The 25,540-nt window shown below is 68.8% G+C and carries 28 protein-coding genes; 1 reads left to right on the plus strand and 27 read right to left on the minus strand.

Annotated features, from left to right (window positions below):
- Positions 1-9 precede the first annotated feature (9 nt).
- The 26 genes from B8460_RS03300 to terL all read right to left on the minus strand — a co-directional run bounded on the left by B8460_RS03300 (position 10) and on the right by terL (position 24,084).
- Positions 10-1,776 (minus strand): hypothetical protein, encoded by a 1,767-nt coding sequence (locus B8460_RS03300; protein WP_148360298.1) that lies wholly within the window; start codon positions 1,774-1,776, stop codon positions 10-12.
- Between the two features lie 248 nt (positions 1,777-2,024).
- A complete protein-coding gene (locus B8460_RS03305) occupies positions 2,025-4,646 on the minus strand; it encodes a fibronectin type III domain-containing protein (RefSeq protein ID WP_084623201.1) in 2,622 nt (873 codons plus the stop codon).
- Positions 4,647-4,760: 114 nt separating this feature from the next.
- Positions 4,761-6,680 (minus strand): hypothetical protein, encoded by a 1,920-nt coding sequence (locus B8460_RS03310; RefSeq protein ID WP_048860150.1) that lies wholly within the window; start codon positions 6,678-6,680, stop codon positions 4,761-4,763.
- Between the two features lie 44 nt (positions 6,681-6,724).
- On the minus strand, positions 6,725-7,207 hold the full coding sequence (locus B8460_RS03315) for a phage fiber-tail adaptor protein (RefSeq protein ID WP_148360304.1): 483 nt from the start codon (positions 7,205-7,207) through the stop codon (positions 6,725-6,727).
- A 38-nt stretch (positions 7,208-7,245) separates the two neighbouring features.
- The gene (locus tag B8460_RS03320; RefSeq protein WP_048860152.1) at positions 7,246-7,506 is read right to left on the minus strand and encodes a hypothetical protein; all 261 of its coding nucleotides are present in this window, start codon (positions 7,504-7,506) and stop codon (positions 7,246-7,248) included.
- A 5-nt stretch (positions 7,507-7,511) separates the two neighbouring features.
- A complete protein-coding gene (locus B8460_RS03325) occupies positions 7,512-8,765 on the minus strand; it encodes a glycine-rich domain-containing protein (RefSeq protein ID WP_048860153.1) in 1,254 nt (417 codons plus the stop codon).
- Between the two features lie 14 nt (positions 8,766-8,779).
- Positions 8,780-9,460 (minus strand): hypothetical protein, encoded by a 681-nt coding sequence (locus B8460_RS03330; protein ID WP_048860154.1) that lies wholly within the window; start codon positions 9,458-9,460, stop codon positions 8,780-8,782.
- Positions 9,460-10,584 carry a baseplate J/gp47 family protein gene (locus B8460_RS03335; protein WP_048860155.1) on the minus strand — a complete coding sequence of 375 codons (1,125 nt, stop codon included), beginning with the start codon at positions 10,582-10,584 and terminating at the stop codon, positions 9,460-9,462. The genes B8460_RS03330 and B8460_RS03335 overlap by 1 nt, the downstream gene beginning before the upstream one ends.
- Before the next feature lie 4 nt (positions 10,585-10,588).
- On the minus strand, positions 10,589-10,966 hold the full coding sequence (locus tag B8460_RS03340; RefSeq protein ID WP_048860156.1) for a hypothetical protein: 378 nt from the start codon (positions 10,964-10,966) through the stop codon (positions 10,589-10,591).
- 5 nt (positions 10,967-10,971) lie between these two features.
- Positions 10,972-11,475, minus strand: coding sequence for a phage baseplate assembly protein V (locus tag B8460_RS03345; protein ID WP_048860157.1), 504 nt, complete (start codon positions 11,473-11,475; stop codon positions 10,972-10,974).
- 19 nt (positions 11,476-11,494) lie between these two features.
- Positions 11,495-12,517 carry a phage late control D family protein gene (locus B8460_RS03350; protein WP_158322683.1) on the minus strand — a complete coding sequence of 341 codons (1,023 nt, stop codon included), beginning with the start codon at positions 12,515-12,517 and terminating at the stop codon, positions 11,495-11,497.
- 55 nt (positions 12,518-12,572) lie between these two features.
- On the minus strand, positions 12,573-12,758 hold the full coding sequence (locus B8460_RS03355; protein ID WP_048860159.1) for a hypothetical protein: 186 nt from the start codon (positions 12,756-12,758) through the stop codon (positions 12,573-12,575).
- A gap of 6 nt (positions 12,759-12,764) precedes the next feature.
- A complete protein-coding gene (locus tag B8460_RS03360; RefSeq protein WP_148360308.1) occupies positions 12,765-13,505 on the minus strand; it encodes a hypothetical protein in 741 nt (246 codons plus the stop codon).
- A 1,192-nt stretch (positions 13,506-14,697) separates the two neighbouring features.
- Complete coding sequence (locus B8460_RS23560) at positions 14,698-14,820, minus strand: hypothetical protein (RefSeq protein WP_277813915.1); 123 nt, start codon at positions 14,818-14,820, stop codon at positions 14,698-14,700.
- A 47-nt stretch (positions 14,821-14,867) separates the two neighbouring features.
- Positions 14,868-15,167, minus strand: coding sequence for a hypothetical protein (locus B8460_RS03365; RefSeq protein WP_241771093.1), 300 nt, complete (start codon positions 15,165-15,167; stop codon positions 14,868-14,870).
- A gap of 50 nt (positions 15,168-15,217) precedes the next feature.
- The gene (locus tag B8460_RS03370) at positions 15,218-15,646 is read right to left on the minus strand and encodes a hypothetical protein (protein WP_048860162.1); all 429 of its coding nucleotides are present in this window, start codon (positions 15,644-15,646) and stop codon (positions 15,218-15,220) included.
- A gap of 13 nt (positions 15,647-15,659) precedes the next feature.
- Positions 15,660-17,237, minus strand: a complete 1,578-nt coding sequence (locus tag B8460_RS03375; protein WP_048860163.1) for a phage tail sheath protein — start codon at positions 17,235-17,237, stop codon at positions 15,660-15,662.
- Complete coding sequence (locus tag B8460_RS03380) at positions 17,237-17,416, minus strand: hypothetical protein (RefSeq protein WP_048860164.1); 180 nt, start codon at positions 17,414-17,416, stop codon at positions 17,237-17,239. The genes B8460_RS03375 and B8460_RS03380 overlap by 1 nt, the downstream gene beginning before the upstream one ends.
- Before the next feature lie 12 nt (positions 17,417-17,428).
- Positions 17,429-18,244: a hypothetical protein gene (locus tag B8460_RS03385; protein WP_048860165.1), complete on the minus strand. Its 816-nt coding sequence runs from the start codon at positions 18,242-18,244 to the stop codon at positions 17,429-17,431.
- Complete coding sequence (locus tag B8460_RS03390; RefSeq protein WP_048860166.1) at positions 18,244-18,900, minus strand: hypothetical protein; 657 nt, start codon at positions 18,898-18,900, stop codon at positions 18,244-18,246. Before B8460_RS03390 ends, B8460_RS03385 begins: the two co-directional genes overlap by 1 nt.
- 20 nt (positions 18,901-18,920) lie before the next feature.
- Complete coding sequence (locus B8460_RS03395) at positions 18,921-19,307, minus strand: hypothetical protein (RefSeq protein WP_048860167.1); 387 nt, start codon at positions 19,305-19,307, stop codon at positions 18,921-18,923.
- On the minus strand, positions 19,304-19,612 hold the full coding sequence (locus tag B8460_RS03400; RefSeq protein WP_048860168.1) for a hypothetical protein: 309 nt from the start codon (positions 19,610-19,612) through the stop codon (positions 19,304-19,306). Before B8460_RS03400 ends, B8460_RS03395 begins: the two co-directional genes overlap by 4 nt.
- Before the next feature lie 13 nt (positions 19,613-19,625).
- Positions 19,626-20,948, minus strand: a complete 1,323-nt coding sequence (locus B8460_RS03405; RefSeq protein WP_048860174.1) for a hypothetical protein — start codon at positions 20,946-20,948, stop codon at positions 19,626-19,628.
- Positions 20,949-21,006: 58 nt separating this feature from the next.
- Positions 21,007-21,411 (minus strand): hypothetical protein, encoded by a 405-nt coding sequence (locus B8460_RS03410; protein ID WP_048860175.1) that lies wholly within the window; start codon positions 21,409-21,411, stop codon positions 21,007-21,009.
- Complete coding sequence (locus B8460_RS03415) at positions 21,411-22,829, minus strand: phage portal protein (RefSeq protein ID WP_048860169.1); 1,419 nt, start codon at positions 22,827-22,829, stop codon at positions 21,411-21,413. The genes B8460_RS03410 and B8460_RS03415 overlap by 1 nt, the downstream gene beginning before the upstream one ends.
- A 16-nt stretch (positions 22,830-22,845) precedes the next feature.
- Positions 22,846-24,084, minus strand: a complete 1,239-nt coding sequence (gene terL / locus B8460_RS03420) for a phage terminase large subunit (RefSeq protein ID WP_084623202.1) — start codon at positions 24,082-24,084, stop codon at positions 22,846-22,848.
- A 313-nt stretch (positions 24,085-24,397) separates the two neighbouring features.
- On the opposite strand from terL, the gene B8460_RS03425 reads away from it, so the two are divergent.
- Complete coding sequence (locus tag B8460_RS03425; protein ID WP_048860171.1) at positions 24,398-24,856, plus strand: hypothetical protein; 459 nt, start codon at positions 24,398-24,400, stop codon at positions 24,854-24,856.
- Positions 24,857-24,884: 28 nt separating this feature from the next.
- Here the strand turns inward: B8460_RS03425 and B8460_RS03430 are convergent, their stop codons facing one another.
- Entirely contained in the window at positions 24,885-25,379 is a 495-nt protein-coding gene (locus B8460_RS03430) for a DUF6362 family protein (RefSeq protein ID WP_148360310.1), read from the minus strand.
- Positions 25,380-25,540: the final 161 nt, after the last annotated feature.

A 25,540-nucleotide genomic window follows, 5' to 3' on the forward strand; every position in this document is an offset into this window, starting at 1 on the left:
GCCTCCCCTTTAAGGTGTGTCGGACAGCACGACCGGCTGTGTTGTCGCCGCCAGCGGAAAATCGATCAGCCAGGCGCTTCCGAGATCCGCCGCGATGTCCCACCCGGCAGGCTTGACGACGTCAGACCAGTTGTCGGTGACGGCGTTGCCGCGCCCGATGCGCCCGATGCCCCACGGGTAGAACAACAGGCAGCCATTGCTGGGATTGACGAGGGGCTGCGCGAGGGTGATTTGGAGATGCGTCGGGTCGATGCGGCTGCAGGCGACCGCCGTGACCAGCCTACCGGGGCTTGCGACGGAGCCACCATCCATCACCACGAAGCCGGCGCCCTGTGGCGCGAGACCCGGCAGTTTCAGGTCATCACCGGCGTCGTGCTGAACCGTCACGACGAGTATCGTGTCGCTCTCCCGATAGACATGCGTGATCGCCGGCCCCCCGCGCTGCGGCAGTCCGGACGGCAACGCCGTGATGCTGTCCCCGCGTCCGGCCGTCAGGAGCGCCTGGGCCGCGACGGGAGCGGCTAGGCGTCCCAGGCGGACATTGTCGATCGAGTCGAGATGCGATCCGTCGGTGCCGCCGCGCGGATTGCTGTCGGCGGTCATCGGCATGACGCAGGTGAGATCATAGCCCGCCAAGGTCGACAATTCCTGCACCGTCTCACGGATCATCTGCGTACCGCCGTCCGTGCCAAGACCGAACGGCATCGCGTTCCACCACAGGTGCGGAAGGCTCGCTGCGGTCGCGCCCGGAACCATCGCGCGTTCGAGGGCCACGAAGCGCTGCACCGCCGATTTATACGTTGCCTTCTCGGCATAGGCGCGCGCGCTGTCGCTCTCGCTCCAGAACCAGAAGATGGCATCGGCGTCGGCGAGATCAGCGGCGGTCTGTGCGGCCAGAAAGGCCTGATCCGACAGCCCGTCCGCCCCCAGCGCCCATGTCGACGGGTCGGACCCGTCGCCCGGATCATTCAGGAACGATCCTCCGTACAGCCCGGCATAAAGCCCATGGCTCGCCACCATGGTCTGTGTGGAGCTCGCAAGCAGGTTCCACGCAAGCGCACCGAGATGCCATGCGATTCCCTGCACCATCAGCGACGCGGCGCCATCGTTCTCGACGAAATTGATCGCGTTCGACTGGCCGTTCACGATCAGCGAAACGCCCTTGCGCGGCCCGAGGGCCCAGCGGCCGGCGTACTGCATGACGGCTGCTGCCTCGGCATCACTGAGCGCTCGTTCCCATGTGACGCATTCATTGAGCCAGCATTGCGCGCCGCCATTGGGGGTGCCGTCGTGCAGCAACGTCATCATCGCGGCACCCGCCGGCAACGGATTGGCGGCCCCCGTCGCGACCCGCGTCCCGTCGAGCCACGCGTCGACGCCGATACCGGGCGTGTTCCGCAGCAGCACCGCGTGGGTGTGACGCCGCTCCAGCGCCGACGTCAGGACGGGTCCGCCCGCCCCTGGCCAAAGCGCAAGCGTGCCGGGCACGGTGCTCGACGCCGAGAGCACCGGCATCGATCCCGATTGCAGCAGCACGATCGCCGCACCGTCCCGTCCCGAGTCCTGCCGCAGGTTGGGCCGCGACCAGACAAGGAGGCGCGACCACGCGGTATCGGGGCCGAACTCCACCGCGCCGGCCTGAAAGCCGAGATCGGGCGACAGCGCCGGCTGCAGGAAACCCGGCGTCGCTGCATTGTAGCCGATGCCGCCGAGCAGGCCGGAGACACGCGGCATCGCCGACGCGACCGCCCCACCCGCATAGGCATAGGGCAGCATCGGGCGGCCGCCGCCCGAGCGGTCGGCGACGGCGTATACGGCGCTTCCCCACGCGGGGACCGGCGCACCGTTCGCTCCCAACAGGCCCGCAATCGTGCTGGCATCCCACCAGCCCGATGCACCGACCGCCCCCCCGGGCGAGGTGGCCGTCGGCGTTGCGGTCGCGACGGTCGACGCCAACGCGCGCCAGAGCACGGGCTGTCCGGGGGCCGCCAGAAGCGGACGGCCGGGCGCGATGAAAGCGATGCTCACTGCACGACCACCGACGCGGTCGTCGAGATCAGAAGTCCCGTGATGGCTCCGCTGGTGGCCAGCGCCTCGGCCCAGATGTAATAGCTGCCGGCCGTCGCCGGAATCGTCACGAACGCACCATAGGTCGTCCCGGAGATGAGCGAGCCGACCGCCCATGTCGTCGGGGGAGTTGTGTTCGACGACGACAGGCCGAACTGGACGGTTGCGAACGAGCCCGCCGGCGTAAACGTCGCGTTCACGCCGGTCGTCCCCGACCCTGGGGTAAACGGTCCCGTGCTCTGTGGCCAGTATGGCCCGGCGGTCACCGTGGTCGCGCCGGTCGTCTGCGGCGGCGACGCGGCGGTCGCCGCCGCCGTGGCGACGGTCAGCACCGCGGATGCTGGGCCCTGGGACGACGCTCCCGTGGCGTTGACCTCGATGTCATAACTCGTGGCGGCCGAAAGCCCGTTGAGCGTCGCCGACGTACCGGCGACGCTCACGCTAGTGAACGAAGTCGTGCCGTGCGGAGCGTACTGGACGACATAACCGGTCGCGCCCGCGACGGCCGTCCAGCTCAACGGAATGCTGCTCGCGGTGACGGTCCCTGCCGTCAGGCCGGTCACCTGGGCGAGCGACGTCGCCGACGTCGTTGCGGACATCACCGCGGAGAAGGGTCCCTGTCCGCCGGCTCCGACCCCCGCGACCTGCACGTCGTAACCTGTCGTCGACGCAAGGCCGGAGATGGTGGCGCTCGTCCCCGCGATCCCTGTCTGGGACGTCAGCCAGGTACCGGAGCCGGTGACGCGGTACTGCAGGACATAGCTGGTCGCCCCGCTCGCCGGCGACCATGCGACAGCGAGGCTGCTCGCGGTCACGGGGCCGAAGGCCACGCCGGTGACCTGCGCCGGGACCGCCGCCACGGTCGCGAGAGTCGTCACCTGCATGAGCCCCGAAGCCGGTCCGGTACCCGTCGCGTTGGACGCGATCACCTCTATGTCGTATCGCGTGGCAGGGTTCAGACCGCTCACCACGGCGGCCGTGCCGCTGGTCGTCATCTGACTCCACGACAGCGTGCCGGTCACGCGATACTGCACGATATAGCCAGTCGCCTGCCCCGACACTGGCGCGGTCCAGCCGAGTGCGACAGAACCAGCCGTAACCGTGCCGGCGGCGACCGCGGTCGGGGCACCCGGCAGCACGCCCACGGCGCCACCCGCCAGTGACGCATACACCATCGTGCCGCCCGAATACGTGACCACATACAGCCGTGCCGCCTGACCCGCCGGAATGCTGGCGGTCCCGCTGGACGTCGTCATGCCCGACAGCAGGATCGCGCCGGTCGAGGTGTTGATGACATCGCACACAAAGCCCGATCCCATGGTGGACGGGCTCGCCGTCAACGTTAACGGCAAGGAACACACCAGAAGGCGCCCGTTATGCACGGTCACGTCGAGTGTCGTGCTCGCCGTGAGTTCGACGACCGGACGGCGGTAGCCGGGCAGCTTGCCGCTGATCCAGCTCCAGACGCCGCTGAATGTCTGGCGCAGCAGCGTGCTGCCCCCCTGCCCGACCAGCAGCGTATCCGTATCGGCGGCGACCAGCGCTGCCTGCGCCTCGTCGATCGTCTGGCCGTCGAGAAAATCCGCATAGGTGATGGCGTGATCGCCGCCCGCCTGGCTGACGCCGACGAGATCGCCGGCGGCCAGCGCCGAAACCTGCGGCAGACCCGTGATCGTCACGCCCGGGCCGGCCGGCCCGGCCGGACCGGACGGTCCGGTGATGTTCGCCGTCCTCGCCCATTGCCCGGCGGAGCGCACGTACAGATTGCCCGACGCCGTATCGACATAGGTGTCACCATCGGCGCCAAGCCCGGTCGCAGGCGCGCCGGACCCGCTCCGCAGCGACAGGCCATTCGACCCCGCCGGTCCTGGAACACCCGTCGCACCGGCCGGCCCAGCGAGGCCGACCGGGCCCTGCGGTCCCGACGGACCCGCAGGGCCGATGGGGCCGCCCGGTCCGGTCGCACCCGGTGGCCCTTCAGGACCCTGCGGTCCCGCCGGCCCGGCGATGTTGCCGACCTTCGACCAATCCGTCCCGGCCGCCAGATAGAGATTGCCTGTTGCGACATCGACGTAGCTGCTGCCGGTGACCGTGGGCGTTCCCTGCGGCGCGCCGACGCCCACGCTGATACCGGCGCCCGGCGCGCCGGGCGCCCCCGGCTGCCCGTTGCCCGTTGCGCTGATCGTACCGTTCTGATCGATCGTCACGTTACTGCCGCCGGCAAACAGGCCTCGCAGCAACGGCAGCAGCAGACGCTTGGGCGTGCCGCTGCTGTTGAGAATCACTTCATCCGTCAGCGTCAGCGCCGTCTGCTCCGCATAGGTCGCATGGTCGGCGCCGTCGGCCGCGAGGCTGCCGGATTGCAGGAGCAGGCCGGTGCCGGGCACCACTTGCTCCGGTCCGCCTGGCCCGACGCTGACCCGTCCCAGAAGGCTTCCGGACGCGACCGTGATCGCCGGCTGCGTTCCGGCAAGAAATGTCCCGACGGTGATACCGACGGTCTGCCCGTTCTGGCTCAGCAACAGCTCATCCTGGTTGCCGACCGTCGTGGTGACGGGCAACTGTTGGATCGTTGGCATAGCTAGTCCCTGTGCAAGGAGGTGCGGGCCAAAAGGATGCGGGTGCCGGGGGAGCGGCCGCTTACGCCGTCAGCGCTATCCGATGCGGTGCGCGCCGAGACGAAGTCTCCGGCGCTAATGCGCAAGCATGGTGTAATCGCCGACGCGCAGCCACGCCGTGCCCGCGGCGTTGCGGCACGCCGGCACACCGCTGCCCGCGCCCGATGCCTCGCCCGGCTTCAACGCATCCGATACCCAGATCAGCGCGTTGGCCGGCGCGCCGCTCGCCGCGGGCATCGTCGCGAACGTGTAGGACGGCGGCTCCAGGAACCCGCCGGACATCGAGATACCGTTCTGCACCGTCGCGCCGCCGGTCACGGTGAGCGGCCCCTCGACGGCGGCCGAGGACGTGGACACGGCGGTCGCGAGGAACGTGGTGGTCAGCCGCACCCCGCCGACCGTGCCGTCGTAGAAAAGCTGGATGTTCCCGCCGTAGTCGAACCCGATGCGGTCGCCGGTCCGCATCATCACGGCATAGAACGGCCGCGACACGGCGGTCCCGGCGTTGCCGTCCGTCCCCTGGAGCGCCGAGGACAGCGTGATCGTGCCGGAGATCTGACCCGGCCCGTCCAGCGTGTAGCCGGTGATCTCGTAGGTGTTCGCCCCGATCGAGACGTTCGTGATCGGGTTGCTGGCCGAGACCGTGCCGCCGAACTGATTGCTGCCCATCGTGTAGGGCACCACGTTCGCGACGTGCGCCAGCGTGCCCGTCGCGTTGGCCGTGATCGTGGTATTCGACGTGATCCCGTCCATCACCGCCCGCGCGTCGAGCGCCGACTGGATGTGGTTCCCGGCCACGCGATAGGCGGTGTTGACCCAGCAGTTGTTGAGGCCGGTGCTGTAGAAGCCCTGCGCGACCGTCGCCGGCAGCCCGCCGGCCGAGACCTGCGTCTTGTTGTCGGCATTGAAGGCGTAGCCGCCGCGGGTGCCCGCGTCGTCGATCGCGTTCACCTGCATGTCGTATTCCTGACACGCAAGCGGGCCGGACTGGCTCGACGGCAGCCCGGTCATATCGGCGGCGGTCCCGTAGATCGACCAGCATGCGGGATAGGCCGTCACCCCGGACTGGATGACGCCCGCCGCCGTCTTCGCCGGGTTGCGCGTGATGTGCGTCCCGAGCGCCACCTGTCCGATCGTCGCGGCGTTCGCCCCGGAGTACACGTTCTCCTGGACGGACAGCCCCTCGCTCTGGAAGTTCGATCCGGTCCCGTCCGGGTTCTGGAAGATGTTGGCGACGATGACCTGGCCCGAGAAGCCCTGGTAGCCGCCCACGCCCCGGTCCGAGGTCGGGGAGAACGTAATCAGCAGCGGCGCCACGGCCGCGTTGGATGGGCCGGGATTGGTCAGCGGGCCGACCACGACCGGCCCCGTGACGGTCCCGCCCGCCAGCGGCAGCGCGTTGGCGAACGCCGCCGACGCCGCCGCCTGCGCCGCCGCCGTCGCCGTGTTGCCCACGTACTCCATCGTCGCGGCCTGCAACGGCAACGCCGGGTCCGCCGCCAGCAGCAGCGGCCCGGTCATCTGCGCGCCGGATTTCTGGATCGTGTTCGCGGCGAAGTCCGACATCTTGAGGACGGACGTGCTGCCGGTGGGCGTGACGGTAAAGTGCGACGCGTTTACGGTCGTAAGCGCCGACAGACCCGACATGAACGTGCCGTACGGTACCGCGACGTCCGTGTCGCTTTGCGAGATCGGCACGAGATCGGTCGCGCTGGGCACCGTCCCGGTCGGAAGCTCATAGACCAGAAACGGCGACGCCGTTGCGGACAGCGTGCCGCCGGCAAGCACAAGATTCCCGCCGATCGCGATTCCCTCGGCCACGCCGCTGCCGGACGTATTGCCAAGCAATTCGCCCGTACCCACGGCAAAGGAGGTCTGCACCCCCGCGAGGAGCTGTGCGCGGGTCACCTTGCGAGCGATGCCGGACTGACTGACGATAAGCTCATCGCTGTCGGCGGAGGCGCTGGCGGCAGGCAGCTGATCGATCGTCGGCATTGCGCATCAAACCTGTCAACAGAGGAAGGGAGGCTGCACCGCGGCTAGAACGTCAGGACCGGATTGCCATTCTGATCAACGATGGGCGCGCCGCCCGCGATCTGCAGCGCATCGGGCGGCGAAACGATGGAGGCCAGCGCGACGACCGGCAGTAGCACCGTACGCTGGATCGTTCGCCCGTTCGCCGTACCGATCGCGACCGTCACGCTATAGGTCGTACCGGCCTGCCCGGCCTCGAGCCACAGGACCGCCGACAGGCCGTCCGCACTCGACCGGACCAGTTGCAGATCCCCGGCAGCGTTCGGGCTGATACCCACGTCAAGCGTCGCGATGCTGTCGCCCTCGTTACCGGCAACCGCCGCATCGATGTCGAGCTGATAGTCCAGGATGTCGCCGGGGTCCTTCGCGGGCCAGATCAGCGCCGACGCGGGCGGCGGCTGACTGCCGCGGGCATATGGCACGAACCCGTCGAGACAGACGAGGCGCGCGCAACTCGGGCGCCACACAGGGATGGCAGGGGTCGGCATACCGTTCCTCCTGTTCGGTTCTTGATCGCGCCGAGTGTCTATTCACCTGCCAGGCGGCGCAGACGCGCTTCCAGCTGAGCGAATGCGAGCCGAAGCTCGTCGATCGTCGGCAGCGCCTCTGGCGCCGTCACGACCGGCGCCGTGGCCGCGCGGCCGTCATGCAGCCATCCCACCGTGACACCCGGCTGGTCCGTCACGTCGACCCATCGCAGGCTCGGATGAAACAATGTCGCGATGTCGTCGTCCGTCGACAGAAGCTCGACGACCTGCCGATCCTGTATCCGCGCATAAGTCCGCATCGATGTTACCACCTGACGATGACGAAGCCGGCGGCACCTGCGCCACCGGCGTATGCCGTATTTCCTGCTGGGCCGGTACCCGCGCCCGACGCGCCGCCGCCCGGAAAGACGCCGCTGTTCGCGGTCGTGCCGCTGTTCTGCGTGCCACCGAGCGGCGCCGCCCCACCGATACCGCCGACATTGGAGATGCCCGCCTGACCGTTCGAGCCGCCGGCATTGAAGTCGCCGTTCACGCCCACGCCGCTGGGCGTCGCGCCATTCTGCGGCGACCCGAGCGTCGCCTGCGCGTTCAGCGATCCGCCCGTCGCGCTCACATACGTGCCGAAACTCGACGTGCCGCCCGCGCCCGGCAATGGACCGCCGATCCCTCCGGCGCTGCCGCCGCTGCCGACGGTCACGGGCACCGATAGTCCGGGGGTCAGGCCGGCGATACGTCGGCGCGCATAGCCGCCGCCGGAGCCGCCGCCGCTCGGCGCCGTGCTCGTCGAGGCAAAGCTGCCGGACCCGCCACCCCACAGCTCAACTTCGACCTGCGTCACGCCCGCCGGTACGACGAATGCACCGGACTGTGCGAACGTCTGCACCCCCGAGCCGAACCCCGGTCGCAGCTGCGGCAGCTTATAGGCGACGAATGGTGCCTGCGGCAGCACCGCTATGTCGGCAGTCCCGACCGCAAGCTGTCCATACGTCATCGTGATCGCGTACAGACCCACCCAGCCGTTGTCGACCGGCGGCAGAGTCTGCGCACCTACCGTCGCCGGGGCACCGGCCTTGAGCTGCAGCTGCACGCGCTGCACGCGCTGCGTATTCTGGGACGTGCCGGCGTTGTTTGGTCCCGTATAGGGCTGCGACGGATTGGCGGCGTTGTAATACGGCAGCACGATCGGATTGACGTCGGTTTCGATCAACGTCGCCTGCAGCAGATACGCGATCGCCTGTCCCGCGGTAGAGGGAGCGGCCAGGGCGAAGGATGTCGAGGTCAGGTTCACCCCCATCTTCACCAGCGGATCGGCCGCATCCGCCGGCAACGAACCATATGCGGCGGTATCGACGACGCTCAGCTGCGTGATGCTGCCGGGCCCCACGACCACGCCGAGCGACGGCGGAGAGGTGGGCGTACAGGCAAGGCCATCGACGTACGGTCCCTCCCCCAGACATGCCTGCGCAAGAAAGCCGAGCGCAACCATCGCATTGCGGTTGAGCGACAGGACATCCGTATCAAGCGGTATACTGCCCGCATAGACGATGTTTCGATCCACTGTGTCCTCGGACTTCAGTTGCTGATCTGCATCCACGCCGTGCCTGCGGCTGGCATGACGGCGGCGACCGCCGCATAAAGGTAGGCATCGGTGACCGGCCCCGTCACCATCGAGAGGTCGCCATACTCGATGGCGCCGGCCCCATACCCGGCCGGCCCGCCCCAACCAGCGACCGCGGCAATCCCGCTGCCGGCCGGACGGAATGCCGTCACGAACACCTGAAAAGGCATGGAAAGGCTGCCCCAGGCTCCGGCTGCTCCATAGCCAAGCCCGTTCGCGGCTGCTGCGTTGCCCGACGCAGCACCCCAGCCTCCGGTGTCACCCGCCTGCGCCGGCTCGAAGATCACCGGCGCCCGTGAGGTCAACTCGGTTAGGGCTACGACGATGGCGTCCCGCGTGGCGCGAGGTCTGCCGATCTCTTGCTGGATGCGCTGGCGGAAGGCGTCGTCGCTCTCGTTCGTGCGGCGCAGCAGGCGTATCCCGAACAGATCATTGGCGATCACGTCGAGCCATATACCAGCAGCCGTGGCGATCCGGGTCTGCTGTCGGGCGAATGACACAAGCTCATATGCCCACGACCACACAGTCGCGAGTCCGGACAGCACGGCATCAAGGACCGGCGTGGTGTCGGAAAACCATCCCAGCGGCAGTACCGACTTGAGCCGCGCCGCCATGTCGCTCTGATCACCGGTCATCAGCTGACCACCACGGTCGCGGCCTTGACGACGCCCGCGGCCGGCAGAATCAGATCCGCCGCCAGGCCGTTGATCATCACGTCCGTGACGTTGCTGATCTGCGGCACCGCGTCATACGCAAGCTGGGAGAGTCGCGTCAGCGCCAGCGTCGCGCCAACGGGCTGGCTGTTGATATACGCTTGCACCGCCGCGGTGACCGCCGCGACAGGCGCCGTGCGATCGACGCCCGGCGGCAATGTCAGCGTCATGGTGACCGCCGCGGACACCACCGTGGGGCCCTGGACTGAAAATGTCGTCCCCACCGGCCGGACGGCCGAGACGGCTTGGCTCACGGCCGAAAGAAGGACCGAGGAAGGTGCCCCGCTGCCATCATCGACGGTGACGACGAAGTTGCCCGGCCGCGCCGCGCCCGAGGGATCGACGTTTTCCTCGATGACATAGGTCAGCCCCTGCTGCACGCCCGCCACCGCATACGCCACGGCCTGGGCCGTCGCCTGGGCGCGGCTGCTCAGGAAGCCCTGGAAGCGGGTCCGCACCGCCGCATCTGACTCGACGTCGATGCCGCCGCTGAATGCTACCGGGTTGGTGACAGTATCGATGCCGCTCACGGGGGTCACGATCAGCCCGATCGTCGCCGCGAGCACGTTGCCCGCCTGCCCCGCGACCTCGGCCGTCACCGGCACGCTTATACTGGCGCTTCCCGGCGCCAGGACATAGCCACCCTGCGTGGGACTGTAGCCGGCCACCGTCGGGCTGGCGGTGACGGCGAATGTCTGCGAGCCGTCCTGCGTGCGCACCAGCGTGCCCACCGGCACCGTCGCGGCATTCAACGCCGTATAGCGTGACAGCACGACCGTCCCGGTCGCGGCGACGGCGGGCAGCCGGGTCATGCCGAAATCCGCGATCCAGCTGTCGAGATCGGGCCCCGTGCTGGTTGCCGCACGCGTCACCTGCATCACTTGCACGATCAGCCATTGCATCCATAACCCGAGGGATGCGTTCGCCTCCAGGATGGCGCGCAGCGCCGAACCAACGGTCAGGTCAAGCAGCTGCGTCGAGGACGCCTGCACCGACGCCACCGCGTTCTGCACAAGCGTCGTGAATGTCTGCAGCGACAGCCGCATCCGCCTATCCCCCTACCTGAAACGACAGAATCTGCGTCTGTCCGGTCGGCGCATCGACGTACCGGACGTGGACGTAGACGCTGCCAGCCGCGCCATCGGGCGCGATGCGCACGTCGATCAAGGGTTCCGGCACCCGCGCGACCCGTGCCTCCTTGAAAATCTGCGCCCGGATGGCGGCCGCAATCCGTGCCTCGCTCGCCGGCTGGCCGACGAGCTGCGGCAGCCCCGCGCCATAGGCGAGCTGCCAGATATAATCCCCCTGATTGGTCAGAAGGCGCCGCAGCACCCGCTGCTGCCCCAACAGCGAACCGTCCGCGACCGCGAGATCACCGGTCGCGCCGATCGCCAGGTCCGAACCCCATTGATGAAACAGATCCGGCATCGCGGTCAGTCCTGCGGCGTCGGCGGCCCGCTCACGCCGGGATGCGTGTGCTGGTCGTAATGCTGACGCAGCCGATCGAGCGAGCCGTGCGTATCGTACACGTCGCCGCTGACGTACAGATCTCCCGTGATCCGCACGGACCCGTCCGAGACCAGCTTCAACGCGCTGCCGCTCTGATGCACCAGCCAGAATTCACCGCTCGGTGCTGTCGGCGGCGTTGCGGCCGTGCTGAACGCGCGGCCGGCGATCACTCCATGATCGGCATCGCCCTCATGCGCGAGCACCAGGACCTGGTCGCCGGGCGACGGCGGACACACCATGCCCCAGCCGTTACCCGCCCACGGTGTCAGCACCGGCAGCCAGCCACTCAGCACCCCTTCGGGCTGTAGCGTGACCCGCGCGGTGGCCGAGGACGGATCGACCGACGCCACGACACCAAAGCGTGGTTGCGCAGCCCCCTGGTCAAGCGCCCCCGCCTGCGCCTTGAGCGCATTCAGCAGCCGTTGCATGCTTGCTCTCCATTCTGGATCAGCCGTAAATCGCGACACCCGCAAGAAGCGAGGGCAGCGCCAGAGAGGCACCGCTCGCGGCACGTGCGCGCACCGTCTGCACGAAGCCGCAGCCGTCGCCGATCCGCCGCGTGACCTCATCCACCGCATAGGTCTGATCGAATGCGGTGCCGGTTCCGGAGAGCTGGACCAGCGTTCGCGGCGTGATCGTCAATTCGCCGGGCATGCGGGCGGTGATGGTGCGCTCATGTGACATCAGTTCGGCAAGGCGTATCTGCGCGACCGCCTGCGCCTGGTCAGGCGTGAGATTTGGCCGAACGGATACGTAGTCGCGCACGCCCGCATCGGTCGCGGCGCCGGGCGACGTCGTCCCTGTGGTCGCGGTGACCATGCTCTGCTGGCGGGAGTTCCAGCTTTTGACCGTCACCGAAACCCCGGCCGCGAGCGGAAGCGCATGCTCCATGCGCAGCGCCTGCACCATGGACACATCAACCATCACCGGGGGCGCTGACGTGGATGGCGGCTGGAAGAACAGCCCGTCGCCGGCGACGAAGACGTCGAAGCCCTCCTGTTGGGCCAGAAATACCAGCAAGTCCCAGTCGGTAGTGGTCCGGCTGTAGCGGTCGAGCGTCAGCCGGTCATGCTCGCCCTGGTAGTACCGTCCCACCGGCGTGCTGGTCGCGGTCACGTTGGGCGTCAGCCCGGCTCCCTGCGCCAGCAGCGTCGCAATCTCGCTGGCAGTGCGGTTCGCATAGATGTCCTGTGTCCGCCGTTCGATCAGACGGGCCGTCAGATCACGCCCCTCGATCACCACTGTCCCGCGCAGCACATCGACCTCAACGAGATCGGCCGCGCCCTGGATCAGGCTGACAGCACTCGCGAGGCCGGCGGTACCGATTCTGACCTCCACCGGCACGGATGTCGCCGCCGACCAGAATGCGGCGTCGAACCCGTAATCGAGGCCGAGGGCAAGCCGGACGACGAAGCGGTCCGCGCCCAGAAAATTGGTCGAACAGACCTCCGCCTCGATCGCGCCGAGCAACGGAACTCCCTGCACGAGAACGAGCAGGCTCGGCTGGCGCAGCTGCGGCAACAGGCTACTGCCCGACAACGCCGCCTCCGGCCAGCGGGTTCGGCTGCGGGATAGTCAGCGTCACCACCCCGGACAACACTGGGTCAGCAAGCCCGTTCAGCTGCGCGATACGTATCCATTGCGTCGCGTCGCCGAGATATTGCGCCGCGATCTGGAAGAGATTGCCGCCGGCGACCGTGATCGTCTGCATGATGCCTCACGTGCTCGCGTTGCCGAGGTTGCGTGCCGCGCGCCCGGCATAACCCGAGGCCGTGACCAATGCCGCAAGGCTTCCCGTCGCGGCGCCCATCGCACCGAGCGACGCGATGCCGGCACCGGCGGAGCCGCCTCCGAAAAGCGTCGCCGGATCGATGGCGCCCTCGGCCGTGCCGACCGATGCCGTCAACGCCCCTTGCGCCTGCGCGACACCCGCGCTCGCTGCTAGATAGGCGCCCGTACCCGCCACCGCCGCCCCCGATTGCGATGCCGCCGCCTGCGCCGCGCCGATGCTCGGCACCAGCGGCAGCGCCTGCGCCGCGGCGGCGCCAAGATCAGCGACGACGCTCGCGCCCAGATCCACCGCAGTCTCGATCAATGCCGAGGCCTCATCGCGCACCACGAGGCATTCGAGCCTGAATGGTATCCACCAGCCGCACTGATAGTCGGCGACGAAGCTGCGCACGACGACGGAATAGAAGAAGACGTCCCATATCAGCGGCAACAGCGCGCCCGACGCGCGCAACTCGTCCACCAGCCTTGCCCGCAGCGTGGCGTCGCTGCCGGAAAAGAAGCCACGAAATCCGATGGTCATGTCCTGACGGCCGAGCGCATCCACCACGCGCCGCCCGCCGGGCAGATCATGCACGACGAGGCGCTGCCCGCCGCCGAAGCTCACGCCCGATGCAACCTCGAACCCGTCGAACACGACAGGACCGAGTATCAAGCCAGTGCCCGCCATACGCTGCTCCTGCCTGCGCGCCGATCAGGCGCCGATCGATGCACCGGCCCAAACGGGCGTCATGCGCGGGTCAAACGCGGTCCCGCCGGATGGAGGGCGCGACGCCGCCTGCGTCAGATGGTCCACGATCCATCGACCGAGTTCGGCCCCGTCGATCATGATCGTCCCCGACACCGGAGCCTCGCCGGCGTGCTCGCGCGTCTGCCGCGGCGCGGCGGCTGCCCTCGTCGTCGGACGGTCACCGCGCCAAGCGACCGGTGCCGCCGCGGCTGCCCTTGCACGCAAGACACGCGCTGCGGCGGGTGGATGCGCATCAGGCGGCAGTGCCGTGGGTACGCGGGCGTTGGACGGCCCCCATGCCGGCGCTGCCTCACGCGGCACGGCTTCACCGCCCGGCTCCCCCTTAAATCCGTGCGGGGCCATCGGCGTCGGCGCGACTGCCTCCCGACGCGCACGATCGCCAAAGGACAACGCCGGACTCTGGTGCGCGGGCGCCAGCTGTGCGTCCGCAGCCGGGTCGGCACCCTCTCGTGCGGTCGGATGACCTACCGTCCCGTGCGCCGCCCGCGGCAGCAGCAACGGCCGGGACCTAACCAGCGCTCCTGCCGCGATTGCAGTCAGACGGCGTACGGCCATCGGCGACCGGACGTGTCGGACCGCGTCCGCGGGCCTCCTCGTGGCGCGCTTTTCGCGAGCGGCATCCGCACGCCGGCCGCCAGGTATGTCCGTCATCGCCGCGTTCGCCGCTGTCGTGACGCCCGGAAGCGGCGCAGAGGTCGAAGCCGCCCGCGCCCGCGATCCGCCGACGGCCTCACGTCCGTCTTGGACGCGTCGCGCGGGCCGCCCTACGGCCGCCACCGCCGCCGGCAGCGCGCCCACACGGCCGATCGGCATCGCCTCCCGCACGGCCCCGACGACAGTCCCTGTCACCTCATCCGTATCGCCCGAGTGTGTGCGCACCGGATGCCGCGTCATCCGCACGGCGATACCCCGCGCCAGACTGACACCGCGTGCCATGCCTCTCAGGCGCACAAGCCCGAGACGGCGCGCGATCCGGCGACGATGGGCATTGCCCAACGGCGTGCCGAGCGCTTCGACGCCGGCTTGCACGGCCGGGTCCGACCGGATGCGACCGGCGACGCGGGAGCGTCTCAACGCCTCGTCGGCCGCAGCAAGCGCCGTGGTTACGGGATCAATCATCGTCCTCCCAGCGCAGACGTAGCCAGTCGAACCGGCCGCCCTGCAATGTGCCAAGAACCACAACGTACGCCAGCCGCTCATCCGGCGGCAGCGCGAAGGCGACGTCGAACGGCACCCCGTTCTTCACCAGATAGAGGCAGTCGATCAGATCGGGGTGCCGGCTCAGTTTCCCGCGGATACGACCGTATCCGCCATCGACACGGCCTCGTCCGGCGCCAGCGCCTCCGCCGCGGCAGCGATCCCGCTGTCGCCCAGCCGCGCTACCAACGCCTCGATCTGGTGCTCGTTTGCGGGCATCGGCACCGGGACGTCGTCGATCGCGTGCACGGAGCAGGCAAGCAGCGCCATGCCGAGCCATGGTTCGTTCTGCGCAAGCACGGGCCCCGCCGCCTTGAATAGCCGCAGCTTGTCGAGCGCCGTAATGCTGCGCAGCGCCAGACGGCGTCCGAGCGCATCGGTCACCACGACCGCCTGGGCGGCCGTCGTGAGGATCTGCGCGGAGGGTGTCAGGCTCATACGCGCTGACGCCGCGATGCGAAGAACTCAAGCTTCTGCCGCACGCTCGCGTCGCCCTTCCATTGACCGGCATTGGCCAGCTTGAAGACCACCGTGTCGTATTGATACGTGGAGACGGAGCCGTCGGTCTCGGTCACATACTGATAGACCGTGCCGAACGGCACCGGCTGGCCGCTGTAATACGCCTGCTCGGCCTGCGCGATGAAGTCGTCGGCCGCCGAGTTGCCGCGTTCCAGCTCGAAGCTGCCGTCCCAGCCGCGCGGTAGCTCCGCGGCAATCTGGGTGCCGTCGAGCTTGTCCACCCGGATCGGATGCGTCACCTGCCGCGCCTCGAATCCCGTTACATGCGTCAGATCCACGCGTCCGCCCGGACCGATCAGCACGAGCTGACAATCGCGGCCGATGGAAAACATGTTGATGGGCATGTGCGCTCCTCCTTCAGACCGGCTGGCCGCTGGGCAGCGTCTGACGGCTGACTTCCACCGTCTGGCCGCCCTCGATATTGACGATGAACTTCTCGTTGATCGCCTGGTACTGCACCTGCGCATCCGACTGCACGTAGCCGAGGGCGGTCCGGCTCGACGGATTGTTCGTCGCGTCGCACACGACGTTGAACGGCAGCGACCCGTCCGGGCTGCCGAGCAGGCCCTGCGACAGCATGTTCTGCAGGAAGCTCAGCTGGGTTGCGCGCACCCGACGGAACAGGTCGGCGTTGATAACCTGACCGACATACTGGCCCATTCCGGCAGACAGGGTCGCCGCGATGTAGTTCGTCAGCCGCGTGTAATTGTCGCCGTTGGTCGCCGCATTGCTGCTGGAGTTGTGACCGCCCCGCACGCCCCAGTACGCCCCGCCCGGCTGCGGGTTGGCGATCACGTCGATACCCGCAGACAGGAGCTGGCCGAGTTCGGCGCTGGCATAGGTGGTCGCCTGTCCCGATCCGGGGCTGCCGGACTTCTGACTACCGACCACGCCATAGAGCTGCTTGTTGAGGCTCGACTGCTCCGGCGACATGTTGGCAAGGCGCCCCGCGACAAAGCCCTGCGGCGAGACGAGACGCACCGTGCCGTTCACCTGGTCCGACCACCACAGCCAGTCACCGAACATCAGCTTGGCGGAATAGCTGTCCAGCCCCGCCGACTGCTTCACCGCGACCGCATTGAGGATCGAGTCGCCAGAGGGGCCCGTCAGGATCATGTAGGCGCCTTCGGACAGGCCGAATGCCGCCTGGACGCTCCATTGTGTCGGATCGTCCGCATCGGCGAGCAGCGCAATGCTGCAGCCCTGGCCGCGCAGCGCATACATGCCACGGCGCGGCAGCGTGTCGTTGCCGACCAGCGTTACCGCGCTCAGGCCGGCGGCACCATCCGTGCCGTTGGCGAAGTCATAGCTGGCGATCACCGGCGCGCCGCCCACGGAGTTGCCCGATCCGGCCAGGGCCGTGACGAATTGCGACGGGCCGCGCTGGATGCTGGTGCCGCTGTTCACCGCCGCGGCCATGTTCTGCCAGAGCTGGGCGCCGGTGCCCTGAATGTTGTCGAACAGCTCGGGCTGCAGGCCCGGCAGAGCGATGGTCAGGCGCCAGGTATTGACCCGCGATCCGGCGCTCACGGTCGCCACCAGCGCATTCCCGAGCGTGCCCGGATATAGCGCCGTGAGCATCAGCGCGAAATCGGTCGGCGACGCGCTTTGCACGAGCGTCTGCGCCGCCGTCTCCGTCCCGTCCGTCACGCGAACACAGCGGAAGTTCTGCGCGCCCTGTTGGACGGCGGTGGCAACCTGCGTGCCCATGTCGTACTTGCGCGCGATCACCGGCCCGAACTGGCTGGCATAGTCCGCCATCGTGGCGACCACGACCGGCTGTCCCACCGGGCCCCAGGACGCGCTGCCCACCGCGCCGACGACATCGGTGGGCACGCCATTGAGGACGAGCGTCTGCGGCGGCACGATCTGCACATACAGATCGGGAACCACGAGCGCCGTCGTGTTGATGCTGCCCTGCTGCACGATCGGCATCAGCGGACTCCTTCGCTCTTGGGGGCGCCGGCCGCGACGCGGTCCGTTCCGGCCGTGACGCACACCACATCCAGCGCGTGCTCCCCGGCCAGGATGGCCCGTATCTTCGCCGGATCGGTCACAGCGGCGCCTCTGGCGAGACCGCCGAACGGCCGCACCACAATCAGTTGCGTTGTCATCGTTGCTCCGTGTCAGCCGAGATAGGTGTTGACCGCGTCGACCACACCCACGCCGATCAGCATCGCCGGCTGGGTCTGGACGACGGTCGTTGCGTATTCGACCTCATAGGTCAGATCGCGGCGGAACAGCGCCGCATCCTCGGCGCGGTCGGTCGTCTCGCCACCCGTGCCGCGCAGCCGCGCTGCCGTGCCATCCGGCAGCGTGATGAAGGCAAGTGGCGCCAGCGCGGTATCGATCGCCGCCGCGATCACGTCGCGCGTCGCGTAATCCGGGCACCAGCAGGTAATGCGGAACGTCTGGGTCTGCCGCCGCACCTCGCTGATCGCGCTCGACGCCACGGCGACCCGGGCGACGAGCCGCCCCGCACCCGGCACAGCGATACTGGCGCCGATGACATTCGCAACGCGGTCAGCCCGTATCAGGACGCCGAGATTGGCAGCGACTAGATCCAACGCGTCGCCGGCCTGCACGGTGTATACATAGCTCTTGTCGTCGACGATCATACCGGCGAGGTCGCCCGCCGCCGGCGTGCCGGAAAACGTCGCGGTCCAGCCGCTGACACTGGCGCTCATGCCGGCGCCCGCCGGCGCGATGGCGTGCCAAGTCGCTGGATAGCGCGTCGTGTTACGCAGGCTGCCCTCGACCGGCGTCACCGTCACGTTGACGGTGCCCCGGGCAAGATCGGCTTCCAGCGCTGCCGTCATCGGCCAGCCGCGATAGATGCGCGCGTCCGCCCCGCAGACGCTCGGCTGATCGGTGCCGCCCGGATAGACGGCGGCGGCGACCAGCGTCGTCACCACCGTCTCGACATCGCTTTGGTCGGCCATCAGGGCACCGCCTGATGCGCGACCAGCCGCCAGCCGAGTGTCGTCAGTTCCGCGGACGCCACCACGGCACGACGGCCGAGATCATCGACCAGCAGATCGGCCGGCTCCAGCACCAGATCCCGCAGCGGCGGCAGAAGCACCGACCAGACCGCGAGACCCGCATCCCCCGGCAACGCCGCCTCGGTGCGTGCGGGCCGTTCGGTCGCAAGGATGCTCACCGGCCACGACCGCAGCAGCGTCCGGCTGTCGCCGAGATTCACCCCGCCATATCCGCCGGCCCCGACCATGCGGGTCGTGACCGGGCGCACGAATGTGGCGACCCGGTCGGCCCGCACGCACAGGGCCGGCATCAGCGGTGACTGCGCCGCGATGAACCAAAGTGCCTCGCCTTGCCGGAGATAGTCGCCGGCCACGGTGTAGGCCGTGTCGAACAGGCCCGACCACACCGCGTTGCCATAGCCGGGCGGACGCGCGAACCGCTCGTCCGGCCCGGTAAAGGCGGCATGCAGACGCACCACCCGGTTGATCGCCTCGATCGGCGGCCCGGCATCACGCGGACGGAAGACATCCGTGGTCAACCCGATCGCCGCCGCCGCACGGCCAAGCGCGCGCGCGACGGTATCCTGCCGCGCCCAACCCGGGTCGGCGGCGTCCATGCTCGGCGGCAATCCGCGCATCACACCACCAAGGTCAGCGTGCCGTCGGACAGGGCCGGCCCCGGCGGCAGACCGAGAAAGCCACACAGCCGCCGCCGCCAGCCGTCGAACAGGCGCATGCGGTCCTCGACCTCCCGCGCATTGTGCCGCCATACGGCGGCCTGATCGGTGTCGAGATTGGCGGACGCGCCCGGCACCGCCGTCTCCAGCCCGGCGAGCGTTGCGAGATATGTCCGCACCACCGCCAGCTCCGCGTCCGCGAGGTTGTTGAGCCGGTATTCCATCAGGCCGTAGGCCTGAAAGAACCGCCATCCCTGAAACCCCGCCGCCCCGGCGCCATAGGCGGGATACCCGCAATGGCGCCGGACATCGGTCTTCTCGGCATCGGCGAGCGGCGGCTGCGTCATACGACGGACCCGTCGCCGAGCGTGAAGTAGAGGCTGCCGGAGCCGCTCGCGAGCACCGCCGCCGCGAAGCGCGTGTGCGCGTGCGCGGCAAGCAGCACCCGGCTCCCCGGCAGCACCGGCATCCCCGCCGGGGTTGCCGTCACCGCCGCCGTCGCGCCAAAGGCGACAAAGGCAACGGACGCCGTCGCATTGGTCACCACCACGCTCTCGCCTCCACCGCTCAGCGCCACGGCGGAGGAGGCGGTCCCGGCCGCCAGGCCGACGGTCCCCGCCGGCCGGAAAGGCTGGTTCGATCCGATCGACATCGGGATCTCCGTCTCAGCCGATATGCTCGATCATCACGGCACGCTTGTAGGCGGCGTTGGTCGCCGTCGGGATCGTCGTGCTGTTGGTCGTGGTGTCCGTCGGCGCGCAGAAGCCGCCGATCCAGTACCAGGACTGCGCGATGATCTGCTGCAGCCGGTCGATCGGCTCACGCGTCACCATGGCCACGCCATCCACCATCGACACGATCGAATCCCGCGGCGCCACGTCCTCGGTCGCCATGCCGGCGAAGTCGCCTTCGATCAGCGCACCCTGGCCGCACACGATCGGCCGCCGCACGACCAGGCCGGCGAGCGACGGATGCGGCTGCACATAGGCCTCGGTCGTCGGGATGAAGCGCAGCCCCAGGAAATCGTTGACCATCGCCCGCCGGAACACCTGGTTCGCCGACGTGGCCCCCTGGAACAGCTGACGAAAGTCCGGGTCCGCGAATAGCTGCCGCGCCGACACCGGATCGAGGTAGCAGTTATAGACGCCGTCGATTTCCGGCACCGCGTTCGTGCGCAGCGCCGCGACCGCATCGAGCAGGTTGCCCATTGTGAGCGTGTCGCCGGCCTGCAACGCCGCCGTGTTCGTCCGACCCGCAGGCCGCTCGATCACGGACGCGTTGGCCGCCGTCACGGTATTCCCGGCGGTGGCGTCCGCGACCGTCACGTTGGCCGACAGCGTGAGGCTGCCGGAGACGCCGCCCGGCGCGGTCGAGACGTTCGTTGCGTCGGGGGCCGCGCCCACCACCTGATAGACGTTGCTGCCGATCGTGACGGTCAGCGGCGCCGTCGTGCTCACCGGGGCCGGGACGCCGTAGGCGAAGGTCGTGGTGAACCCGCGGATATCGTCGACGGAGATCGCCGGTCCGGCGGCCGCCAGCGTGGTCCCGACTCGGGTGTTCCCGCTGAAATAGGCGGCAAACAGCGCGTTGCGCGCCAGCTCGTCGAGGCTGCGCGCCGCCTGCTCACCGTTCACATAGGCATTCTGAAGGAACTGGCTCGCGATACCCACGCGGCTCGTGACCATGTTGAGGTCGGTGGTCGCGGCATAGTGATTGATGCTGAGCGTGTATTGCTCGACGCCCCACGTCGTGGGTGTGAGGCCGTTGTCGAGATTGGTGTTGGTCGCTGGCGCGAGCGGCACCGTCACGCTCGGCTTCAGGCCAGCGCGCGTCTTGGTGAGCGTCTCGCCGATGCCGACCGCGATCTCCTCGCGATCCGCCACGGCCCGGTAGCCGAGGCGCGACTGCAGCGCCTGCTGGAACTCGCGCTCCAGGAAGCCCTGCTGAATGATCGGCTGCAAGGCGGGGGGGAAGTTCTGTATGCCCATCATCATCCTCGATCAGCGGTGTTGCGTGCCGGGTCCGACCGGTCCCGGCGAAATCGGATCAGAACCGGCGACGAAGCAGCTCGCTCCGTGCCGCGCGCCATTCGGAATCATCCATCTCGGTCGCACGCTTCTGCCGCGGCGCCTGCGCCGGCGGCACGCTCGCGGCACTCGATGAGGAGGCGCCGGTGAACAGCCACGGCTTGTTGCGCCGGAGCTGCGCCACAACCTGCGCCGCACCCTCGACCTCGCCGCGATCGTTGAGGCGCGCCTGCGATGCGTCCGCGAGCTTGAGGCCGTCCATGTCCACGATGCCGGCCCGCAGCGCCTCGGCGCGCAGCTCGGCCTGCACGATGCGGGTCTCGGTGTCGCGCTGGACGGATGCGAGCTGCTGTTCCAGCGTCTCGGCGCGCTGACGCAGCTCCGCGACAATGGCCTCCGGGGTAGGCGCGTCGGGGTCGGGCATCATGGCTTCCTGTTGTTGCGTCGATCGTTCGTCACGCGGCCGCGCTCGGCCTCGATATCCTCGATGTCATAGGCATCGGCGACAGCCTGGAGCGCCGTCTCGCGCGAGATCGTCCCGTTGGCCACCAGCGCGGTCAGCGTCTGCGCATCGCGCAGCCGATCCTCCGCCGTCAGCGGATACCAGCGCGGCCATTTGAGCGTGATCCGCTCATCGGGATCGGGCCGGTCCAGTTCGGCACCCAGAATGCGCAGGCGATAGACCTGCGCCGCGCGCAGAACCATGCGGATGAGCGCCACCAGCGCGCCCTCCCCGTAACTGACGCGCAGGTTGTCGGCCAGCCAGATAAGGCCCTGATTGAGCATCTCCAGCGCGCGCCCAGACTGCGCCGCCGTCAGGCGGTCCGGATTGACCCGGCTGCCGTGCACGCTCTCCAGCGCGAATTCCCGCAGCGTGCGCACGTAGTCGATCACGGCGGCGGACGCGGTGCCGCCGATCTCCAGCAATTTCGCGTCACCCTTCTCGCTGAGCACGAGTGCGTTGCCGCCGCCCTTCACCAACTCACCGTCGGCGGACGCGGGCTCCTTGATGATGAGCGTCGGATCGCTGCTGTATTTCAGCCCCCGCCCGGCCTGGCTGAGCTGATAGTCGATCTCGATGGACGTCTCGACAGCGGGGCGGAACGTGCACGCCCCGTCCAGCGGCGACCCCGTCGCCGAAGGGCCCGGCAGGTTGCGCACCCACACCAGCGGCACGAAACCGAGTCCGTGGCGGACCGAGCGCGCCTCATCGACGACAGGGGCGGAATCCGCGCCGACGACCAACGGAACGTACCAGGTCTCCTCGTCGTCGTCCCACCGGCGGGTAAACCAATAGACGGCACCCGGATCGGCGATGTCATAGCCGCTCTCGGCCAGCAGATGGCCCGATACCTTATAGCGTTCGGTGACGGCGATCAGCGTATCGGGCGCCTCGTGGTCCCAGACCGGCGACAGATGCGCGGTGTCGAGCACCGAGAAATATACCCGGCCGCGCAGCACGCGCATGAGGATCGCGACCGACCCCACGCTCCCGCGTATCGCCGCCTCGATCATCAGCTGATTGAGGCGCGTCTCCTTGACGAGATCGGCGATCCTTCCTGCGAGCGTGCGATCGGCGCACGCCACGGTCGGGAAATGCCCCTCGCTGAACAGCAGCGCCACGCTGTCTTCGACGACGACGCGACACAGGCCGTACCGCACGCTTGGCCGGCGGGCGCGCAACGGAACATACTCGCCCCCTGCGGTGCGCTCCTCATGAAATTGGTAGTGCAGAACGTCATAGATCGTGCCGTCCAGCACGCGGCGCAAAATATCCAGCGTCCGCGCGCGCGCCGACAGATCGCGATCCCGCGGCACGAGATCACACAATGTATCGAACATGCCCGTCCTTCCCGGATCAGCGCACCAGCAGGGGAGAGAAGACGCGCTTGGCCGGCGCGCCCGCGGTCAGAAGCATGCCGAAGGCGCGGGCCAGCGCATCCACCTGGTCGTCGAACCTCCCACCGGGGAACTCTTGCAATTCGGCGAGAAACGCCTGGTTCCATAGGCCCTTGACGATCGCGATGTTGCCGGCTTCGGCCTGCGCGACCACCGGCAGCGCCCGCACCTCCTTCGAACCGGTCTCACGCGATGTCTGCACGCGGTAGCCGGCAAGCGCACCGGCGATCGCCGTCACCTGCATGCGGCCCGCCTGCCCTGGGTCCTGGGGGATGCCGATCGATACGGACGGCCCGTCCCGAAAGGCGGCCGCGCGGATCTGCTCGATGACCTCGTGAGGCGATCCACGAAAGCGGATCACGTCAAGCACGACGAAACGTCCGCTGCGCTCGCGCACCATCTTCAGCCCGACAGTACAATCGGCGTTGCGGTTCTTCTCCTCGGGCGTCGAGGCAAGGTCCCAGCCGCGCACCACCGGCACGTCGCCGGTCACCGGCGCATACGGCAGCACGTCGATCCGCGCCTTGCCGAACAGACCTCCGTCCGGCGGCTGGGGCTCCTGCTGGAATTGCGCCTGCCAGACGCGCTCCCCCACCGAAGCCCGCTTTCGTGCCAAGGCCTGTTCATCCTCCCATTCCGGCCAAAGTGCCTCACCAGACGCGCGCCCCAGCGGATCGCCGTCACCGGCGATCGCCGGCAGCCGCAGACAGGTCCATGCCTCGGGCTCATGCGCCAGCAGCCGACCGCCAAGGTCGTCTTCGTGCCAGCGCGTCATGATCAAGATCACGCGTCCCTTCGGCCGCAATCGCGTGATGAGTTCCGATCGATACCAGTTCCAGAGATGATCGCGGGCGCGCAAGCTATCGGCCTCGTGCATCGACTTCACCGGATCGTCGATGAGCACGAGGTCCGCGCGGCGCCCGATCATCGGCCCACGCACGCCGGTCGCGAAATACTCGCCACCGATCGTCGTCTTCCAGCGTGTCGCGGCGCCACCCTGCTTGCCGGCGAGCTGATAGCCCAGCCACGCCGTCTGCTCGCCGATCATCCACCGCACCTGTCGCCCGAAATGCGCAGCGAGATCCGCGGTGTGCGACACCGCGATCACCGAGCTTGTCGGATAGCGGCGAAGAAACCAGGGCGGAAACAGGATGGAGGCATAGGTCGACTTCGCCGATCCCGGCGGCATCAGCAGCATCAGCCGGTCGCTTTCGCCGGCGGCAATCCTCTCCAGCTCACCGATCAGCAGCCGGTGGTGACGTGCGGGCGTCTGTCCGGACAGGCGCAGGACATGCGCCGCCCAATCGGCAAGACCGTCATCTGGGTTCACTGCTGCGGGGCGTGCGGTTACGGCACGCGCAGCGACCTGCGGGCCCGGGAAACATCAGGGGCGCGGAGGCCCCGGTCTTGCCGACGGCGGCGCCGATGCGCAAACCGCCATCATGTCGAAAGTCATACCCTTCGCTGGGGTGTCTGGGCAAGGACTTTTTTCTTATCGACGGAGAAGACCGATGAACCGCTCCCTCTTGCGCCAGTCGCTCCTGGCTTGCACCTCGCTCGCGCTGCTCGGCGGGTGCCAGACGCTGCGGGATACGCGCACGACGCTGTCGTCGTCGCTCGGCACCGGCGAGACGTTCGCCATCTACGGGCTGGAGGGACGATGGGCGGGCAAGACCACGCCCGACACACCCGACTGCGTCGGGCCGACCACCGCCATCCTCACGGTCGGCAGCGACGGCTTCGCGCTCGATCCGTTCGCGAGCACCTTCGTCATCGATGGCAAAGTGTCCGCCGGCGGCGCCTTCGCGGGCACGCTCACCCGCGACGTCGCGGGCGCGGGCAACAAGCACATCGAACGGAAACTCACCTTCGACGGCCAGGTGCGCAAGCAATCGGACGGATCGGAACAGATCGACGGGCGGCTGCAATCCGGGCGATGCAGCTGGCATGTGTCGTTGCGGCGCGCCTGACCCCGAGCGGCCGGCGCGCCGCGCGCCATCAGTCAGCCCGGCGGCCGAGGGCGGCGACGATCATCGCCACGCCCTGCGCGTGCCAGCGCTGCACCGCCTTGTGGTCGGCCCCGAGGACCTTGCCCAGCCGGCGCCATGGGAACAGATGCCGCTCCGTGATCGGGTGCACCAGGCTGCGGGCCCCGACGATCCGGCGCAGCACATACCGGTCCTCCGGGATCAGCCCGATCCACGCGAACGCCTCGTCCATGCGGCTGATCCGCGCGCTCGACGGCGTCGGCGGACGCGCCGGCCCGGCCGTCCAGCCGTAACTCTCCGCCGCCGTGTGGACCACCTCGAGCGTCGACAGACGCATCCGCGTGCTCGGCCCCGTCGCCGGCATGGCCAGGATGGTGGCGCCCGCCTCTTCCAACCGCGCGACGACATAGGGCGCATCCGGCGGCGCGGCATCGCCCGCCTCATGTGGTCGGGCCGCCATGCGGGCGCGTCGGGTGATCTCCGTCTGATCGACCCGTGTTTGCACCGTGGCCCCCCTCACCGCGCGAATACCGGATAGGGATAGGCCGCGCCGTCCAGCACCGTTCCGTCGGTCAGCAACCCCCAGGTCAGCGGGTGGCCGGCCGGCAGCGGCGGGCGGCTCATGTCCTCGGCCGCCTCGCGCGGCATCGGCGGGGGCCGCCGGGC

The organism is Acidisphaera rubrifaciens HS-AP3, assembly GCF_000964365.1.
GTDB classification, from domain to species: Bacteria; Pseudomonadota; Alphaproteobacteria; order Acetobacterales; family Acetobacteraceae; genus Acidisphaera; species Acidisphaera rubrifaciens.